Here is a 20,371-nt window from a genome sequence, read left to right as displayed (position 1 = left end):
TTCCATAAAATTGCAATCTGATATAGCTAAAAATCAATAGACAAACTAACAAAACGGATGAAATTCTCCAAAGAAAGTTGGTTTGTATAAGTTATTTTCAATTTTCTCATAAGTGGAAATTGCCAACAATTCTTTTGATACCGACTTGAAATTTATACGTGAGAGTTTGAAATAGGATGTGATTTTTTTCATAAAAATAAATTCCAAAATATATAAGTTGGGAACTAAAATGTACGAAGTCAAAGAGATCAATATCTCCAACTGGTTAAATCTGCGCCTGGAGGCGCTGATTTTTCAATCCGTTCCACGATCTTGGGTATGAACATTTGATGATAACGCAACCGGGAAATAGCATTCGGGTTATCATGGTCGCCATTCCAGCAATGTTCTGCCCGGTCGCCATAATCAACGACTCCATCGTAAAAAGGATCTTTACTGTTTTTGAGGATTTCTTCCACGAGGTATACTGCATTGTTCAGATAGTAATTATCCATATCACCGCAGTAAATATGGATTTTCCCTGTTAGTTTTGCACCAATTCTTCTCCAATCCCGCTGGAGAATATGACCGATATCATAATTTTCTCGCCAATACTCGGCTACAGAAGGATCGATTTCACCGGTCATTTTATCCCAGATTGGCTTGGGATAACCATCCTCACCCATAGGACTATACACCGCCTGCCAGATATCCCATTGATCTCCGGATCGACTGTTTGTACCTAAAACTAACTCGCGATGATTCATTTCTTCCAGGGTAGCGCTAATTTTCCCCAAATAATTTCGTCGACCTGGCCTGGGTGTACGCTTGAAAGGACTGTCAACATAATAGGCGTTCTTGTCATCATAGATATTCACGATTGTATATGCACGAAAATCAATGGGATCCGGACACGCAGCCCAGCAGCCATTGTATTCATCCGGATAAAAGACTTGAACCGCAAGCGCTTCCCAACCGCCCGTGGAACCGCCGTACAAAAACCTCGACCAACCTTCACCAATTCCACGAAATTCTTTTTCAATGTGTGGAATCAGCTCATATGTTATCGCATCACCGTATGGACCAAGGTTGGCGGAATTCACCGCGTAGGAATCATCATAATAAGGATTGGCATGTTGGATTTTTACCAAAATTACCCTGGGAAAATCAGGTCCTGTCCAGTCCTTATAGAATCGATGCGAATAATCCTGGACGATTTTATTATAGCCATCAAGATTAAAACGAGCGCTGTATGTAGATTCTAGATTCGGATCGGGGGTTTCCTCGCGAAATCCGCTAAAAGAATATGGAAAATGGCCGTGATTTATCACCAGTGGATACTTAGCTTCGGGATGGTCATCAAAACCTTCCGGAATCAACAATACAGCTCCAAGATACATAGGCCGGCCCCAGAATGCTGTTAACAGCTTACTCTTCATTTTAATATGTTTGATGTATTTTGTATCTTTGGGTGCCGGAATAGGCGGGATCTTTTGATCCATATTAATCTGAATTGTTTCGTTTTTACTTGGATCAATTTTTATTTTTTCCGGAGTACTATAAATATTTCCCGGCGCTCGGTTCCAATGCTGTCCTTCACCTCGTTCCATTGGCAGTTTTACCACGTGACCGTCGGCTAGGTGAAAGGTCTCATATTTATGAAGTATCGCTTGCACAAAATATTCTCCGGCTGGAATTTTGGAGATACTTTGAAGTGGATAACCAAATACACTTGCATCAATCAATGCCTGTTCACCCGGTTTTAAATCATCCACATTGATTCCAAAAATGAGCTGGGTATTAGCGCCATCATTGATCTGAAATCTTGGCTCATTGTCGTCGTTTTTTGACATCATCAGCAAAATACGGCCGTCAAGCGCCTGGTTGCTGATTTCCGTGGAAAAGGAGATACTGAATTTCAGACCCTTCTGTTCATCGGCCTGGGTAATACATGGTATACTTAACATTAACAAAATAAGTAATTTAAGTGATTTCATTGTTTGCTCCATTTAATTTTTTCAGTATTTATTTTGGAAGACAATAGAATATAACTATTATTTTTGTTCGATCAATACACAAAGTTAGGCAGTTTGGAGATATTGAAACTTATGTTGTGAGGAGGAGGAATGGATTGATTTTGAAATAAAAAATCCCACCCCTGAATCTCCTTTTGAGGTGCGTCCTGTGCCTGACGAAGGGGGATTTAAGCGTGTGTCTTTCCGTAAATGAAATAACTACAGATAATATTTTTAACTCTGCGAAAGATCAGTTTCACCTTGATTTTTGATATTCAATCCGGTACAATTCCATTAGTTATTTTTTTACAAAATATTTGAAAGGAATTCACGGATGCGCTACAAAAAAGGTTTGTTTGTTTTACTATCTATCACATTTTTTTGGTTAATTATTATTTCAAATAATCATGTTCTAGCCCAAACAAAGCCCACATTAACTGTCGAAAAGATCATGCAGGATCCAAAATGGATAGGCACAGCTCCCAGTAGAGAATATTGGTCTGAAGATGGTAAATGGATCTACTTTATGTGGAATCCCGAAAATGCAATGAGCGACTCACTCTATAAAGTTTCAAACAAAGGCGGCACACCGAAGAAGGTTTCTCTGGCCGAACGCAAGGCTATGCCTTCCCGGTTTGGCACTTATAATAAAAGGAAAACTCAAAAGTTGTATACAAAAGACGGGGATATCTTTCTCCTGCAGGTTCGCAGCGGAAAAATTCAACAAATTACAAATACTTTAGAGAGGGAAACCAATCCAAAATTCACACTGGACGAAAGGTTTATTATCTACCAAAAGCAAAACAACTTATATATATGGAATCAGGAAAGTGGCGAAACAAATCAAATCACAGATTTCAAAAAAGGGAAGAAGAAATCCAAGGATAAACCCAAAAACGACCAGGGAAAATGGTTAGTTGATCAACAAAAGGCATTAATGAAAGTTTTGAATGAACGTAGGGAACGTTCGGAATTATCTAAAGAAAGCCGCAAATTACTGGAGCCGGATCGTCCCAAGGAGATTTATATCGAAAGCAAAAATGTTCAGAATATTCAACTTAGTCCTGATGAGAATTTTGTAACCTTTCGTCTGGTGAAACAACCCAAGGATGCCAAACGAGCAATCGTGCCGAATTATGTCACTGATTCAGGTTTTACCGAGGATATCAATTCCCGGGTGAAGGTGGGTAGCCCGCCAGCATCCTATGAACTGGGAATTTACGACGTCGAGGGAGATACGGTTTATTATGTATCTACCAAAGAAGTTCCGGGCATTTATGATGAACCGAAATATCGCAAGGACTATGAAAAAGAAGAACAAGCTGATAAAGATGAACAAGCTGATAAAGATGAAAAAGGTGATAAAGAGGAAAAAGATGAGAATGAGAAGAAAAAACCCAGGGGCGTAATCTTTCATGGACCGTATTGGTCTGATAACGGCAATCATGCAGTCGTACTTTTACGAGCTCAAGACAATAAAGATCGCTGGATCATGTCATTGGATATTTCCAATGGAAATTTAAAACTACTGGATCGCCAGCATGATGACGCCTGGATTGCCGGACCGGGTATTGGTAGGAGTTTTGGCGCCGGATCTCTGGGTTGGACGCCGGATAATCGTCGTTTTTGGTTCCAATCAGAGGAAACAGGTTATTCGCATTTATATTCGGTGGATGTAGCCAGCGGAGAGAAAGTTCAGTTAACAAAAGGAGAATATGAAGTCTTTAATCCGCAAATTTCAAAGAACAAAAAGAATTGGTATTTTACTTCCAGCGAGGTCCATCCAGGTGAACGACATTTATACAAAATGCCCATCAATGGCGGTAGTGCGGTAAAACTGACCAATATGACCGGCAGCAATCAAACCCGGTTGTCTCCTGACGAAAAGCAGGTTCTGATTCGTTTTTCCTATAGTAATAAGCCCTGGGAGTTGTTCGTGATGGACAACAAAACCGGTGCGAAAGCGAAGAAAATAACGAGCTCGCTACGGGAGGAATTCACTGCTTACCCCTGGCGGGATCCTGAACTGGTAAAGCTTACCGCAAGAGACGGCATCGAAGTGAGCGCCCATCTTTATCGTCCTGAAAATCCGGAGGAAAATGGACCGGCCGTAATTTTTGTTCATGGCGCCGGCTATTTGCAGAATGTTCACAAATGGTGGAGCAGTTATTTTCGTGAATATATGTTCCATAATTTATTGGTGGATAATGGCTATACCGTATTGGATATCGACTACCGCGGCAGCGCCGGTTATGGTCGAGACTGGCGAACTGCGATCTATCAATTTATGGGAGGAAAAGATTTAACCGACCAGGTTGATGGTGCGAAATTTTTAGTCGATCAATACGATGTGGATCCTAAACGGATCGGTATTTACGGTGGATCGTATGGCGGCTTTATCACCTTTATGGCTTTGTTTACAACACCAGATGTCTTTGCTGCCGGAGCAGCGTTAAGACCGGTTTCCGACTGGGCGCATTATAATCATTCTTATACCTCTAATATATTAAATACGCCAGTTCTGGATAGCCTGGCTTATGTTCGCAGTTCACCCATTTATCATGCTGAAGGCTTAAAAGGCGCGCTGCTGATTTGTGTCGGAATGGTCGATACCAATGTGCATTTTCAGGATGTCGTTCGTTTGGTCCAGCGCTTAATAGAGCTGGGTAAAGACAACTGGGAAACCGCGGTTTATCCTGTTGAAAGTCATGGATTCCGAGCACCCTCCAGCTGGACTGATGAGTATAAGCGGATTTTTAAGTTGTTTGAAGAGAATTTGAAATAAAATGATTCAAGGTATGCGTTGCGGAAACCACTTCGATAATTTGTATCGATCTAATTCCTGAAGCACGAAATTCTAAATTCGAATTCTTAAACAAATTCTAATCTCTAAATTCCAATGGTATAAACACATTAGCCAAGCTTAAGTTGTTTGATATTTGAAACATTATAATTTAGATATTGTTTAGAAATTCGTAATTCGGATTTCTGATTTAATCGGTAAAAATTATGATTGAGATAATCGAAGTAGTCTTCAATCATGCAAATTTGGCGTTGCGGAAACCACTTCGATGATTTGTATCGATCTAATTTCTGAAGCACGAAATTCTAAATTCGAATTCCTAAACAAATTCTAATCTCAATTTCGAATGGATTAAACACACTAACCAAACTTAAGTTGTATGATATTTGAAACATTATAATTTAGATACGATTGTAAATAACAATAATAACAATATAAATAACCAAAATAATTGGGAGGATTAACATGATAAAATTCAAGTTTGATGCCTTAAGTTTTGTTCTTATTGTGTTGTTTGCAGGTCTTCAATTATCCTGTAGCGGAACGAATGAAGCAGACCTGGTGTTGCGAAATGGAAAAATCGTAACTGTCGATGACAACAATCCTGAAGCTCAGGCTCTGGCAATAAAAGGCGACAAGATTGTTGCAATTGGCAGCGACGAGGACATTCGGATAATGATTGGTCTGAAGACCAAAGTAATCGATCTGGATGGAAAACTGGCCATCCCTGGCTTTATCGAAGGGCATGGCCATTTTATGGGCATCGGGTATGCAAAAATGAACCTGGAATTGATGAACGTGAAAAACTGGGAAGAGATTGTAGCGATGGTTGCAGAAGCGGCGAAAAATGCTGAGCCGGGTGCATGGATTACCGGCAGGGGTTGGCACCAGGAAAAATGGGATCGTACTCCTGTTCCAAGTGTAGACGGCAATCCAACTCATCACAGGCTCAGTGAAGTGGCTCCCGATAACCCGGTTCGTTTGGGGCATGCCAGCGGACATAGTTCGATTGTGAATGCTAAAGCCATGGAACTTGCTGGTATCACCAAAGACACAGCGGATCCCGATGGCGGGGAAATTCTGAGAGATGCCGATGGCAACCCGACTGGGGTGTTGCGGGAAACAGCCCAAGGATTGATATCACGAGCTCGAAATCAAGCAGCAGAGGAGCGTTCAGAAGAAGAGATAGAAGCCAACAAGCGTAAGGCAATCAAACTGGCGCAAGAGGATTGTCTATCAAAAGGAATTACGAGTTTTCAAGATGCAGGCTCTGGATTCGGCACCATCGATCTATTCAAGAGAGTGATTGCCGATGGCGAGTTGAAGTTGAGGCTTTGGGTGATGGTAAGCGGCAGCAATGAGCGATTAGAAGAAAATCTTGCCAACTATAAAATCATTGGTGAAGGCAACAATATGTTAACGGTTCGGGCTATTAAGAAGGCAATAGATGGAGCGCTCGGTTCCCACGGCGCCTGGCTGCTGGAGCCATATACGGATTTACCCACATCCTCCGGATTGAACACCACATCCCTGGAATCACTGAAAGAAACAGCACGGTTAGCGGCTTTAAATGATTTTCAATTGTGTGTTCATGCTATCGGAGACCGGGGCAACCAGGAGGTACTCAATATTTTTGAAGATACATATAAAAATAATCCGAACAAGTCAGATTTACGCTGGCGAATCGAACATGCCCAGCATTTATATCCTTCCGACATTGCACGATTCGGTGAATTGGGAGTGATTGCTTCGATGCAAGGTATCCATTGTACTTCAGATGCTCCATGGGTACCCAAGCGTCTGGGTGATAAAAGAGCAGAAGAAGGCGCATATGTCTGGCAAAAGTTAATGGCTGCGGGCGCAGTTGTTACAAATGGAACAGATGCCCCGGTTGAGGATGTCGATCCGATTGCCAGTTATTATGCCACGGTTTCCCGCAAATCAAAAGATGGTTCTGTTTTTTATCCTGATCAGCGCATGAGCCGTTTGGAAGCTTTGAAAAGCTATACGATCAATTGCGCCTATGCTGCTTTCGAAGAGGAGATAAAAGGCTCATTAACTATCGGGAAACTGGCAGATATAACTGTTTTGTCCAAAGATATCATGACGATTCCGGAGGATGAGATTCCGTCTACAGAAGTAATTTACACAATCGTTGGTGGAAAGGTGATGTACGAGAAAGATAAGTAATTTGAAATTTTGTCATTCTGAGTGAAGCGAAGAATCTCTTGGTAATAATTTCATGCGAGATTCACACTGGAGATTCTTCACTTCGTTCAGAATGACATTTGTTAGAATTTTTAGTTATTATTCTACTATTGATGGAAGCTACTAAATTGCAGGACTATGCATCAATATTATGTTTACATCATGACAAACAAATCAGGTACTCTTTATATTGGAGTTACAAATAATTTGAACCGTAGAGTTTATGAACATAAAGAAAAACTGATAAGGGGTTTTACGTCTAGATATAATCTATCGAAACTAGTCTACCATGAAACATGTTATGATATAAACCAAGCCATTGTTCGTGAGAAGCAACTAAAAGGTTGGTTAAGAAATAAGCAAATTGAACTCATCGAAAAAACAAATCCATATTGGAGAGACTTAAGTAAAGATGGGTATAAAAAATAGCTGTCATTCTGAATCCGCTTTAGCGGAGTGAAGAATCCCTTGATGATTGAAGTTGCACAAAATTGGTAATCTCAGGAATTATAACACAAAGAGATTCTTCGCTTTGCTCAGAATGACATTATTGGTGAGTTTTTCTCCGTCAACTTGCAGTTCGGAAGGATATTTTTAGATTAAAACAATGATTTGAATGAAAAGTTAACAGAAGGAGAATAGGAATGAATAATCTGTTTAGATTGTCAAATAATATAAAATGGCTAATAACTTTTTTTGTAATCCTAATTTTTACAGGACCAGGACTTTCACAAAATAAAAAATTAAAAGTCTATATTTCCGTTGATATGGAAGGTACGGTCGGCAGTGTTACCGGAGATCAGCTTGGACCAAGCGGATTCGAGTATTCCCGCTTCCGTGAGTTTATGACAAATGAAACCCTGGCGGCCATCAAGGCTGCAAAGGAGTCTGGTGCGACCGAGATTCTGGTAAGCGATTCCCATGGCAATGGGGAAAATCTGCTCATCGATAAGTTTCCGGAAGATATACGGATCATCCGATCCTGGTCGCGGAAATTATCCATGATGGCTGGTATAGACGAGACATTTGACGCGGCAATTTTTATCGGATATCATTCTTCCACCACCAATATGGAAGGCGTTCGCGCCCATACCATGTCAAGCGCCAGATTGACTCGCGTGGCATTGAATGGCATCGATATGCCGGAAGCTGGCATTAATGCGGCAATCGCCGGTCATTTTGGTGTTCCTGTCGTGATGATTTCTGGCGATGATGCGGTCATAAAAGAAACGCGTTCGATTATTGGTGATATAGAAGCGGCCGAAGTGAAAAAGAGTTTAGGTTTTCATTCGGCAAATACACTTACACCGGCAGCAGCTTATAAGCTTATCTATGAGAAAGTTAAAACAGCGCTTTCTCGCCTGGGTGATTTCAAACCCTATGTGCTCAAAAAACCAATCACATTGGAGGTTGGATTTAAGCATTATCGACCGGTTGAGATCCTTGGTTATTTAAGTTTGGTTGAGCGCATCGATTCACACACAATTCGCTTCGTTGGTAAAAATATACTTGAAGTATCCAACTTTTTAGTTTTCATTACTAGTTATGATTCCAATCTTCAACCCTGAATGACCTAAAAAAGGAGACAAAATTTGCGCAGTTTTCTGCTTCCCCGATTTAGAGATGGAATTCTCACACAATGGATAAGAAATCATTCAAAATCAATGTTGAAATGGTTTCTATTTTTATTCGTTTCAAATTCCCTTCAATTTCTTATTATTATTTCCCATGTTACTGCAAATGACGATAGCAAGTCCGGAGTTCGGGATGACAAAATTGCAAAAGCGGTTAAGACAAATTCAGCCCCTCTAATTGATGGTGAAGTTCTCAGTGAAGCTATTTGGCAACAAGCTGAACCCATCAACCAATTTTGGCAGACTACACCAGATGAAGGCAAGCCAGCTACTCAGAAGACAGAAGTTCGCATCATCTACACAAATGATGTGCTATACGTTGGCGTGGTTTGTTATGATGATGATCCGCAGAGAATCATCGTTTCAGATAGCCGTAGAGATGCTTCGCTACAAGAAACCGACAGCTTTCAGCTTATTTTCGATACATTCCATGATCATCAGAATGGATTTGTTTTTGGCACCAATCCTGCCGGTATTGAATATGATGCCCAGGTTACTAATGAAGGAGGAGGACGTTTTGGCGGCGGCCGGCAAAGCCGCGGTGCAATTGGCGGATTTAATATCAATTGGGATGGATCATGGGAAGTTAGCGCTAAAATTTCCGATATTGGCTGGAGCGCCGAATTCGCTATTCCTTTTCGAACTTTGAGATATCCGAAAAAAGAAGAACAGATCTGGGGACTTAATTTTCAACGCAATATTCGTCGAAGGAAAGAGCAAGCCTTTTGGACTCGGCTGCCACGGCAATATAATTTATATAAACTAACTGAGGCGGGAGTTCTTGAGGGGCTTAAAATCCCCAGCAGGACCAATCTTAAAGTAACGCCTTATTTACTGGGTCAAGTCAATAAAGACTATACGATTAACACAGATGCACATTCCGCCAATGAGTTTGGTGTGGATGCGAAATATAGCTTAACTCCGGGACTAACTTTAGATATGACTTACAATACCGACTTTGCCCAGGTGGAGGTTGATGAGCAGCAAATTAATCTCGATAGATTTAACCTGTTTTTTCCGGAGAAAAGGGCTTTTTTTCTTGAGAATGCCGGAACGTTTGCGGTTGGCAGCCCGGGTGAGGTTGACTTGTTTTTTAGCAGACGAATTGGAATTGGAGAAGGCGGGATAGCAGTACCCATTGCCGGAGGTGCACGCTTGTCGGGGAAAGTAGGATCAACAAAATTGGGCTTCCTTAACATGCAAACTGAAAGCGTTGGAGATTCCATTCAAGCCAACAACTTTGGTGTGGCAAGAATTAGCAGGGAGTTTCCCAACCGCACTTCAATTGGAGGCATCTTTGTGAATCGTGTTGGAACCGGAAGTCTAGCTCCTGATGATGATCATAACCGAACTCTTGCTGTAGACGGCCGGCTTGGAATTGGACGTTATACGCAACTATCCGGATTCGCTGCAAAAACCTGGACGTCTGGAGTGTCGGGAGATGAGTATGCATTTAAATTTGGAGCCCAATATCGATCAGAGGCATGGTTCTTAATCGCAAATTATACCGAGGTAGCTGACCAATTTAATCCTGAAGTTGGATTCCTGCAAAGGTCTGGATTTCGTAAACCCGATTTTTTAATTTTTCATACTTATCGTCCTAAGAATTTTATGGGTCTGCATGAAGTCCGGCCGCATATATCCTATCGAGGATTCTGGGGATTTTCCGGATTTCAGCAAACCGGTCATCTGCATTTTGATAATCACTGGGAATGGAAGAATGGCTATGAAGTCCACTCGGGTCTTAATTTCACAACTGAGGGAGTTTCAGAAGAATTTGAGATTAGCGATAATGTTTTCGTTCCCGTTGGTTCATATCACCATAAAGAGGCCCAGATTATTGCATTTACCAATCGTGGGGCGCCTTTAAGTTTAAGCACCCGAATCACGGCAGGAGGAATTTTTGGTGGAACCCGATTCACGAGTAGTAGTACTCTTCGCTGGCGTGTTGGTGAGACTTTCAACACGGAAATCAGTTGGAGCCATAATAATTTTGATTTACCCGGAGGGGAATTTAATACCGATTTAATCCGGGGTAGAATATCTTACTCATTTACTCCCAAATTATTCTTGCAGAGCCTGCTTCAATATAACAGCCGCTCAGAACAATTCTCAATGAATCTGAGATTCACCTGGATACAAACAGCAAATACCGGATTATTCCTTGTATATAATGAAGTCAGTGATTACGATAATTCTGATTTTAGTGTTCAAAACCGTGCGTTTATCATAAAGTATTCTCAGATGATCGATGTGTTTAGATGATGGCGATTGGAATCGCTCATTCGTCCCTAACGGGACTTTTACGTTTATTGGTTTGGCTCCCGGCAATAAATTAGTGGGGTAGATGAACAAGCATCCTTAACGGGATTGTTATGTTATATGATAATTATAATAATTAATATTTTTCAAAAACCTTGACATTCAAAACTCAAATATTATATTAGGATCTAAATGAATAGTATGTGATTGGATAGTCATAATTTAATTATTTCACTTTTACATTCATCTATCAATCATGAGGGATTATTTGATTTCATAGTATCACTTAAATTTAGTTATTTTGAATTTTTAACGTCAAAATTATATTAGAAGTAGTTTGAATTCATTGAGTTTAAAATGAAAGAAGTAATAATAATAGGCGGTGGTCTTGGCGGAATGGCAGCCGCTCTAGCTCTTTTAATGCAAGGTTTCAAAGTATCATTATTTGAATCAAATTATCGTCTTGGTGGAAAAGCTGGTGCTGAAAAAAAAGACGAAAATTATGAAGATCATGGCTTTCATATATTCCCCACATGGTATGTAAACATATTTAAGATAATTAATGAACTTGAAATTCAAGATAATTTTATTGATGTAAATAGCTTCCATCAAATTAGAAAAAAAGGCGAATTTCCTAATTTAGTAAAGATTCAAAATTTTACTTCTTTCAAGTTTGCATTAAAAAATATCATGTCGGGAGCCCTTCCTAAGGCTGAAATGTTTTTATACTATTATTCAGTTGCAGATCTTTTGTCTCAACCGTACAGACGAAGAGCATTTCTAGATCAACTGAGTGTTAATGGTTTTATACGTTCGCGATTTTACCGTACAGAAAGAATATCTCTTCAATATCAGGATTTGCTTCTAAAGTTCATCTCGGTCCCAAGTTATAGAGTATCTGCTATGACAACTAAAATTATGTTGGGCTTTTGGGTAAAACATAGTATACCTATGCATAAAATATTAAAAGGAGATATGGAAAGGTTTTTTATACAACCGTTTTCTCAAAAACTTAAAGAACTAGGATGTAAAATTGTATTGTCGAGTGATTTAGAAAAAATTGATGTTGATGGGTCTCGAATAAAGAGCGTTAGTATTAGAAATTTGAAAAGCAAAAAATTAGACAGAATTGAGGTCGATAAGCTTATTCTTGCAATCCCACCGGAAAAGATATCGAACTTAATTGATGATGATGTATTTACTTCTGCGCCTCAACTAGCTAAAATTAATAATTTAGGCAACGAACCAATGGCAGCATTAAATATCTATTTCAAGGGGAAAATTAATGGGATACCCAAGTATCATGTAAACCTAATTAACTCCAAGTATAGCATCACTTTTATTGATGTTTCACAAATTTGGGACAATCTCAACAATACAGTACTGAACATAATTGCATCAGAAATAGGTAAGTTGAAAACACTTTCAGACAGAAAGGCTACTTCCGAAATCATAGAAGAGCTTAGATTGTTCATACCATTTGAAAATGCTGATATTGAAAAAACATTTTATCAGTCACATGTGAATGAACCCCTTGTAACCAATGATGTGGGTTCTTGGCACTATCGCCCATATGCTTCAACCGAACTAAAGAATTTATACCTTGCTGGAGCTTATTGTCGCAATCATATAGATATGACGTCCATGGAAGGCGCAGTTATTTCAGGATTAAGTGCAGCTAAAAAACTAGGAGAAGATATAGGAATTGATTTAAAAATAAATATCCAAAAGCCGAAAGTTTATCCACGAATACTTTTTGTATTGGGTAAGATAATCCTTTTTCCTTTAGTTGTTTTTGCAAAAATAGCTGTTTTGTTAGGAAAGGATTGAATTGGACCATCTTTCGTCAATTCAAGTTAGAATAAATAATCGAAAAATAATCTTCAAATAAAAATATCAGGTTATTGAATTTTTGATAATGATATATCTAATATCCTCAATTCAAATTCATAATTAACCTGACCTATTTATGAATTATCCAGGTTAATTAATTGGATCAGTTTCATTGGGTTGGTCATCAAAATCAAACAATGTATTACTGCCATTAGATATCTCGACAATATAATTATTCCCTTCCGACTCTATGAATGTAGATTGGTTCCATTAATTCATTTTCTTTTTGGGATGGCTGAGAGTTTTTGCCGAAAAGATTTAAATAAAACAATATCATAACTCTTTGTTTTTAATCTAAGTATACAAAAACATAATTACTGTAACATATTAAAATTGTACTTATCAATATTATTAAACCTCCCCTACCCCCTCCTTTACAAGGACAAGGAGGGGAAATTCCTCCCCTTGATAAGGGGAGGTTAGGAGGGGTAATTGAGATAAACAAATTACTACAGCCCTATAGCTCCGTTTAAACATACGTCACCGAATTTATGAAACAGACCACTAAGTGAGTGAGTTTGGTATTGTTAGTGTTGAGTTATTCAAGTTAATTACCTTCACATGAATTGTTTGCTAAAGGAATAATTATATTGGTTTATTACTGTTTACTGTTTTATTTAAGTAAAATTATTTATATATTCCTTCTGAAATTCGTACTCAAATAAATTTTGTTGAAGAATGAGATAATAATCGAACGATTTATCATTGGGTACTTTGAACATAAACTTTAGGACAGTCCCAAAGGAACGAATGAAATTCAATTAATTTAATGATGGAGGTTGTGATGCGTCGAATAACATTTTGTTTTATACTATTCCTGTTGTTCCCTGCTTTTGTCTTCGCCCAGAATGATGAGGAATATGCCGCTAAAATTAAGGAGTTCACAACGGATGCGAAATTCTTAAACGAAATGGTTGACCATCTGCCGCAATCAGATGTTGTGCCTTCACCATTGCAACATTTTGGCAGCATCATTGGGGCGCCGGGTATTTTGCACTACACCGATGAAATTTATGGATACCTGCGTGCAGTTGCCAATGCATCAGACCGGGTAGTTGTTGAAAATATTGGCAAAACAGAAGAAAACCGCGATATGATCAACGTCATAATCGGTGATGCATCGACCATCGCTGATTTAGAGACCTATCGAACTTATTTAAACCAACTCGCCGATCCGCGCATAATTACCGATGATCAAGCAAAGATGATCGTCACGAATGCGAAACCCATCTATTTTTTTACCGGCGGGTTACATTCTCCCGAAACTGGCTCACCGGAAATGTTGATGGAGCTAGCCTATCGATTAGCCGTAGAAGACTCACCGATGATCAATGCAATCCGTGAAAATGTGATCGTGATGTTTGTTCCTGTGGCAGAGCCAGACGGTCGAGATAGAATGGTGGATATTTATAATTATCGCAAAGCCCATAACGATGTAGGCCCCGGGTTGATGTATTGGGGACATTATGTTGCTCATGACAATAATCGCGATGGATTTGGCCTGGGATTGGCGCTTACAAGAAATATCCTGAAATTTTACCTGCACTGGAAACCGCAAATCTTTCACGATCTCCATGAGTCTGTGCCGTACCTTTATGTTTCAACCGGAACCGGCCCTTATAACGAATATATAGATCCCATTACCATTGCTGAATGGCACAACTTGTCTCATGAAGAAGTTACTGAATTAACTCGGCGAGGTATGCCCGGTGTATGGACCCATGGATTTTATACTGGCTGGGCGGCAAATTACCTCATGTGGATTTCGAATATCCGTAATGCCACGGGTCGCTTTTATGAAACCTTTGGTAATTCCATACCGGAAACCAAAGAACGAAAACTCCAATCCAGAAGGACATCAAAAAAATGGTACAGACCCAATCCGCCTTTAGAAAAAGCTATGTGGTCGTTGCGAAACAATACAAATTACATGCAAAGCGGTGTGTTGGTAGCTTTGAATTATGTCGCTAAAAACAAGCAACGGTTTCTGGAAAACTTTTATACGAAATCAAAAAATTCTGTTAATCGTGGTAAAGAAGAAGCGCCTTATGCATTTGTGATCCCAAAATCACAACGTAGGCCTCTAGCCACCGCAAAGTTTGTAAATTTGTTAAGGCAACAAGGATTAGAAATTCATGTTGCCGATGAAAAACTTGAATGGAAAGCAAAAAAGAAAAAGAAAAAGAAAAAAGAAAATACCGATAAAGATCAAAAAAACAAAGAGAAAGCAAAACCAAAAACTGCAGAAAAAGGATCCTATATAGTTCGACTGGATCAACCTTATCGAACCTTAGCATTGGTCTTGCTCGGAAAGCAAAATTTCCCAAAAGATGCAAAACCCCCCTACGACGATACCGGCTGGACACTTCCTTACCTCTGGCATGTCGAAGCTCACCGGGTCGATGACGAAATTATACTTTCAAATAAAATGACAATGCTGAATGAGCCCATCGAGGTAAAAGGTAAAGTAGAGAACAAAGGCCGGAAGATTTTTTTAGTTAACAATACCACGGATGATAATGTAACAGTTTTTCGTTTGAGCTTAAAAGATATTCAAATGTTTGCTGCTGAAGAGCCTTTTAAAGCCGGTAAACATGATTTTAATTCCGGTACGATTATCATCAAAACTGAAAATAATCCTGCGGATGTAACAGATCAAATTGAGGAAGCCGCCAAAAATCTCGGGTTAGTGGTTCGCGGCGTATCGAAAATGCCGGATGTTAAAACCCATGAGTTGGAAGTAGCAAAAATTGCACTAGTGCATACCTGGGTTTCTACCCCGCAGAGTGCCGGCTGGTGGCGTTTGGCTTTCGAAAAAATTGGAATTCCCTACACTTATCTTTCCGAGCAAGATTTGGGAGCAATGGATCTCAGCCAGTTTAATGTGATTATCATGCCGCATACGAGAGCTTCAACCAATGTATTGGTTAGTGGGAATTCGATGGTAGGAGAGCCGCTGCCGTGGAAAAATAGTCCGGAATACAAACATATTGGCATCATCGATGAAACAGACGATATCCGTAAAGGCATGGGCGACCAGGGTGTGAGTAATCTTCGCGAATTTATCAATAACGGCGGCGTTTTCATTACTGAAGCGTCAACATCGTCCTTCCCCATTGATGTGGGCATTACCAGGCGGATCAGTATCCAGAGAACCAAAAATTTACTTGCGCGAGGAACTGTGCTCAGGGCGACCGCAACCAAATTCAAAAGTCCCATCATGTATGGCTATCCTGATACGGTTGCTGTTTATTTTAGTCAATCGCCTGTTTTTCAAATCAGAAAAGATCTAAGCAGTTATCGTTTGCCGGATTGGTATAAGGATGAAGCCTGGTATAGTGAAGTTCCGCAGCCTGTCTTAAATTTTGCCAAGAAAAATATATTAATGAGTGGCATGCTGCGCGGTGAAAGTGAGATTGCGGGAAAACCGGCGATCGTGGATGTACCGGTTGGAAAAGGTCATGTGATTTTGTTTGCCAATCATCCATTCTGGCGTTGGGAGACCCACGGAAGCCATGCTTTCGTATTCAATACTATTCTAAATTGGAATGACTTACATGTTGGCTGGCCGGAAAGACCACAAGAAGATGAAGAGGATGTACCGGTCGCTCCTGCCCCAGGCCATGAATGGCATCAGCTTGAAAAGGAATGGTAAAAGTTAAATATTTTTGGATTTAAACATTCGAGTTCAATTTTGTACGTTTTTTTACGAGATTTATGCGTTATTCAGGAAGAAGCTGTTTTTAAATAGATTCGTAACTATTCAGCCGTTGGCTTTTAGCTGTTGGTTTGCTTATAGCTACTGATGAGATTTTTTATCATTTATTGGTCTATGTTTAACTGACCTATAATCACTTTACATCTTTTGTTGGGATTAAATGCCAATAGTCGAACAATTACAAAAAGGGCATTAAAAGATTTATAATATGAACTTAGAGATTTTGAGTTTTAGAGGCTGAATAGTGACATAGATTCATTCTGAATGACATCACTTCGTTCATTAATATTGTTAAATTTTATACGAGTACTGCTATACAACTTTAAGGGATTCTGTTCAGGAAATTCTCGAAAGCTCAAACCTTTCAAAATCCTGTTTTCATCAAAGTTTGATTTTATTTTTGAAATTAGTTATCCTTACCCACTGTTACATAATTGAGTCTATTCTAAAAACCGATTCAATCTCTTTTCTAAAAAAAATTGATACATAAAAACAAATACATATGAGAGCGATGGAATCGGTGTCCCTCCTTTTTAGGATGAACTCATAATTGAAACTAAATCTTTTTAAAGAGCTATAATAAGATTATTCTCAGAAGTAACAATAAAGTAAAGGGTTGGTCATATGTTAAAGCAAATTGGATTTGACGATATTGTCGATAATCGTTCCAATCTAAATGAGGAATTAGATGATACTAACTTATTAGATGCCTATTCCAAAGCAGTCGTTGCGGCGTCTAAAAAAGTGAGTCCATCGGTAGTTCATATAAAAGTTCGGAAAGAAAACAAAAGAAAAAGACGAACATTCCCTCCTGGTCAACAACAATCAGGCTCCGGCTCAGGTTTTATTATTTCGCCGGAAGGATTTATTGTCACCAACAGCCATGTTGTTATGGAAGCGGCTAAGATCGAAGTGGATCTTCCGGATGGTAGAAGCTTTGATGCGGAACTAATCGGAACCGATCCGTCCACCGATTTAGCATTGATCCGTATCTATGCTTACGAATTAAAGCATATCAAATTAGGCGACTCGGATCGATTGCAGGTTGGACAATTAGTGATCGCAATTGGCAATCCATTTGGATTTGAATACACCGTAACTGCTGGGGTGGTAAGCGCTTTAGGACGGTCTTTACGATCGAGTAATGGCAGGCTAATTGATAATGTCATCCAAACCGACGCAGCTCTAAATCCCGGTAATTCGGGTGGCCCGTTAGTGGATACTCATGGAATGGTGGTCGGTATCAATACCGCAATCATTTTACCGGCTCAAGGAATTTGTTTTGCGGTGGCGGCCAGTACGGCAAAATATGTTGTCAGTAAACTGATTACTGTCGGCTATGTGAAAAGAGGCCATCTTGGTATAGCCGGTCAGACGATCAATCTTCCCCTTCGAGTCACTAATTACAATAAATTATCGACAAATTCCGGTATACTGGTCCAAAATGTGGAAGCAGATGGACCGGCATATAATTCAGAAATTCGTTCCGGCGATGTGATTATTGGATTTAACGATTTGCCTGTTGCTAAAATCGATGATCTTCATTTATTGCTGGATGAAAAAACCATCGAAAAAAAATCAACTCTTGATATTTTACGGCGAGGCAAAAAGCAAGCAGTTACTGTAATCCCGGGTGAATTGGATAATTAAGGATCTTGTTGGAAAAGAATTTCGAATTTCTAAATACTAAACAAATTCTAATTTATAAATTCCAATGGTTAAAACATAGCAACCAAAATTAAAAGAAGAGATAAAGTGTCAACGTGAGGAGTGAAGCGACGTGACGATCTCTCTAGGAAATAATAATGTTCAATAAGGATTTGAATGAAAATAATGAATCTTGCCAAAACCAATTTGGTCAATATCCGCACTGATCTATCAATCGCCCCCTGGATGAAATCAAATTATTGGAAACCTGATGATCAAATTAATATGGAGTTCTGAATGAAAGCATCAGATTTATTTGTAAAAGCATTGGAAGAAGAGGGTGTTGAATACGTGTTTGGCATACCAGGTGAGGAAAACCTGGATTTGCTCAATTCATTGCGGGATTCAACAATTAAACTCATTCTAACTCGCCATGAGCAAGCTGCAGGATTTATGGCCGCGACTTATGGTCGACTTACCGGCAAAGCCGGTGTTTGTCTATCAACTTTAGGGCCAGGCGCGACAAACCTGGTAACCGCAGCGGCTTACGCGCAATTAGGCGCTATGCCCATGTTGATGATCACCGGACAAAAACCCATCAAATCCAGTAAGCAAGGGCATTTCCAAATTGTAGACATAATCGATATGATGCGGCCGCTAACGAAATATACCCAGCAGATTGTTAGCGGTAACAGTATTCCATCCCGCGTCCGTGAAGCGTTTCGATTGGCAGAAGAAGAGCGGCCGGGTGCTGCTCATTTGGAATTACCGGAAGATATTGCTTCAGAAAGCACAAATGTAGATATTATTCCAAAAAGTTTGGTACGGCGACCGACTGCAGAAGTTAAATCGATAAATCGCGCAGTAGAAATGATCAAGCAAGCCAAACATCCTCTGATTTTGATCGGAGCGGGGGCAAATCGCAAGACAACGTGCAAGATGTTAACCCTTTTCATCCAAAAGACCGGCATTCCTTTTTTCACCACACAAATGGGAAAAGGGGTGGTTGATGAGCACGATCCATTATTCCTTGGTAATGCTGCTCTTTCTGATTTCGACTTTCTGCACAGGGCCATAGAAAATGCGGACCTGCTTGTAAATGTCGGTCACGATGTCGTGGAAAAACCGCCGTTCTTCATGAAGCAGGGCGGCTTCAATGTCATTCATATCAACTTCTCCTCTGCTGTTGTCGATCCAGTATATTTCCCGCAAGTAGAAGTAATCGGTGATATTGCTAACAGTGTTTGGCAATTAAATGAGCGATTACAAAGACAAGATTCCTGGGACTTCTCTTATTTTTTCAAAGTGAAGGAACATATCGAAGCCCATTTGCTGGAAGGAGCAGATGATACTCGTTTTCCAATGTATCCCCAGAGGTTGGTGGCTGATGTTCGAAAAGTGATGCCGGCAAATGGCATTATCACCCTGGATAACGGTGTGTATAAAATCTGGTTTGCGAGAAATTACAAGGCGAATCAACCGAATACCGTTTTGTTGGACAATGCCCTGGCAACCATGGGCGCAGGATTGCCTTCCGCGATGGCAGCCCGAATCGTTTATCCGGATCGCAGGGTGATGGCTATTTGCGGCGATGGCGGTTTTATGATGAATTCCCAGGAACTGGAAACTGCCGTACGCTTGAAGATGCAATTAGTCGTGCTAATTCTTCGCGATGATGCTTATGGAATGATTAAGTGGAAGCAGGCCGCCATGAAATTCGAGAACTTTGGCCTAGATTATGGCAACCCGGATTTTGTTAAATATGCCGAAAGTTATGGCGCACTGGGTTATCGAGTGGAAAGCGCTGCCGATCTATTGCCAATGATGGAGGAGTGCCATAATACTGCCGGTGTCCATGTGATCGATTGCCAGGTCGATTATTCTGACAATGATCGAATTTTAAATCGTGAGATTAAGGAGAGAAGTAGGGAAATTTGATGTAGGATCCATGGTCTTCGTTCAAGACAGGCGCGTGAGACGGCAAACGCGAAAAACAGAATCGGAGAATGGGAGAAAAGGAGAAGGGAAGAATACACAAAGGACTTTTACCGTAAAGTGAAAATGAAGTCTTAAAAACTGACATGAACCAAATCTCAAATAACAAATAAGCTTGTCCCTGACTCGTTCAGGGATTCCAATATTTAAGTTCCAAATCACAAATTTTTGTTCGAAGGTTTTGGTATTTGGTATTTGAGTTTTGTAATTTATTTGA

Annotated in this window: 10 protein-coding genes; 9 read left to right on the top strand and 1 reads right to left on the bottom strand. The window is 39.9% G+C overall.

Going from position 1 to position 20,371, the window contains the following annotated elements; translation table 11 throughout:
* Positions 1 to 248: 248 nt before the first annotated feature.
* Complete coding sequence (locus IIC38_08695; protein ID MCH8126024.1) at positions 249 to 1,976, bottom strand: hypothetical protein; 1,728 nt, start codon at positions 1,974 to 1,976, stop codon at positions 249 to 251.
* 352 nt (positions 1,977 to 2,328) lie between these two features.
* On the opposite strand from IIC38_08695, the gene IIC38_08690 reads away from it, so the two are divergent.
* From IIC38_08690 to IIC38_08650, 9 genes are all read left to right on the top strand, one after another.
* Positions 2,329 to 4,779, top strand: a complete 2,451-nt coding sequence (locus tag IIC38_08690) for a prolyl oligopeptidase family serine peptidase (protein ID MCH8126023.1) — start codon at positions 2,329 to 2,331, stop codon at positions 4,777 to 4,779.
* Positions 4,780 to 5,262: 483 nt separating this feature from the next.
* On the top strand, positions 5,263 to 6,987 hold the full coding sequence (locus IIC38_08685; protein MCH8126022.1) for an amidohydrolase: 1,725 nt from the start codon (positions 5,263 to 5,265) through the stop codon (positions 6,985 to 6,987).
* A 156-nt stretch (positions 6,988 to 7,143) separates the two neighbouring features.
* On the top strand, positions 7,144 to 7,434 hold the full coding sequence (locus IIC38_08680; GenBank protein ID MCH8126021.1) for a GIY-YIG nuclease family protein: 291 nt from the start codon (positions 7,144 to 7,146) through the stop codon (positions 7,432 to 7,434).
* Positions 7,435 to 7,649: 215 nt separating this feature from the next.
* Complete coding sequence (locus IIC38_08675; protein MCH8126020.1) at positions 7,650 to 8,573, top strand: M55 family metallopeptidase; 924 nt, start codon at positions 7,650 to 7,652, stop codon at positions 8,571 to 8,573.
* A gap of 96 nt (positions 8,574 to 8,669) precedes the next feature.
* Positions 8,670 to 10,904 (top strand): carbohydrate binding family 9 domain-containing protein, encoded by a 2,235-nt coding sequence (locus IIC38_08670; protein MCH8126019.1) that lies wholly within the window; start codon positions 8,670 to 8,672, stop codon positions 10,902 to 10,904.
* 354 nt (positions 10,905 to 11,258) lie between these two features.
* Entirely contained in the window at positions 11,259 to 12,731 is a 1,473-nt protein-coding gene (locus IIC38_08665; protein MCH8126018.1) for an FAD-dependent oxidoreductase, read from the top strand.
* An 847-nt stretch (positions 12,732 to 13,578) separates the two neighbouring features.
* Entirely contained in the window at positions 13,579 to 16,449 is a 2,871-nt protein-coding gene (locus IIC38_08660; GenBank protein MCH8126017.1) for a hypothetical protein, read from the top strand.
* A gap of 687 nt (positions 16,450 to 17,136) precedes the next feature.
* Positions 17,137 to 18,162: a trypsin-like peptidase domain-containing protein gene (locus IIC38_08655; GenBank protein ID MCH8126016.1), complete on the top strand. Its 1,026-nt coding sequence runs from the start codon at positions 17,137 to 17,139 to the stop codon at positions 18,160 to 18,162.
* A 294-nt stretch (positions 18,163 to 18,456) separates the two neighbouring features.
* On the top strand, positions 18,457 to 20,097 hold the full coding sequence (locus tag IIC38_08650) for an acetolactate synthase large subunit (protein ID MCH8126015.1): 1,641 nt from the start codon (positions 18,457 to 18,459) through the stop codon (positions 20,095 to 20,097).
* The last annotated feature ends 274 nt before the right edge of the window (positions 20,098 to 20,371 follow it).

This window comes from candidate division KSB1 bacterium, from assembly GCA_022566355.1.
GTDB lineage: Bacteria > Zhuqueibacterota > JdFR-76 > JdFR-76 > DREG01 > JADFJB01.
Note: the sequence above shows the minus strand (reverse complement) of the source record. Positions and strands in the feature narration are given on the sequence as shown.

Bases quoted from the DNA above. Each gene is read 5' to 3' on its own strand.
- IIC38_08695 (MCH8126024.1), bottom strand. From the start codon at position 1,976: ATGAAATCACTTAAATTACTTATTTTGTTAATGTTAAGTATACCATGT.
- IIC38_08690 (MCH8126023.1), top strand. From the start codon at position 2,329: ATGCGCTACAAAAAAGGTTTGTTTGTTTTACTATCTATCACATTTTTT.
- IIC38_08685 (MCH8126022.1), top strand. From the start codon at position 5,263: ATGATAAAATTCAAGTTTGATGCCTTAAGTTTTGTTCTTATTGTGTTG.
- IIC38_08680 (MCH8126021.1), top strand. From the start codon at position 7,144: ATGCATCAATATTATGTTTACATCATGACAAACAAATCAGGTACTCTT.
- IIC38_08675 (MCH8126020.1), top strand. From the start codon at position 7,650: ATGAATAATCTGTTTAGATTGTCAAATAATATAAAATGGCTAATAACT.
- IIC38_08670 (MCH8126019.1), top strand. From the start codon at position 8,670: ATGTTGAAATGGTTTCTATTTTTATTCGTTTCAAATTCCCTTCAATTT.
- IIC38_08665 (MCH8126018.1), top strand. From the start codon at position 11,259: ATGAAAGAAGTAATAATAATAGGCGGTGGTCTTGGCGGAATGGCAGCC.
- IIC38_08660 (MCH8126017.1), top strand. From the start codon at position 13,579: ATGCGTCGAATAACATTTTGTTTTATACTATTCCTGTTGTTCCCTGCT.
- IIC38_08655 (MCH8126016.1), top strand. From the start codon at position 17,137: ATGTTAAAGCAAATTGGATTTGACGATATTGTCGATAATCGTTCCAAT.
- IIC38_08650 (MCH8126015.1), top strand. From the start codon at position 18,457: ATGAAAGCATCAGATTTATTTGTAAAAGCATTGGAAGAAGAGGGTGTT.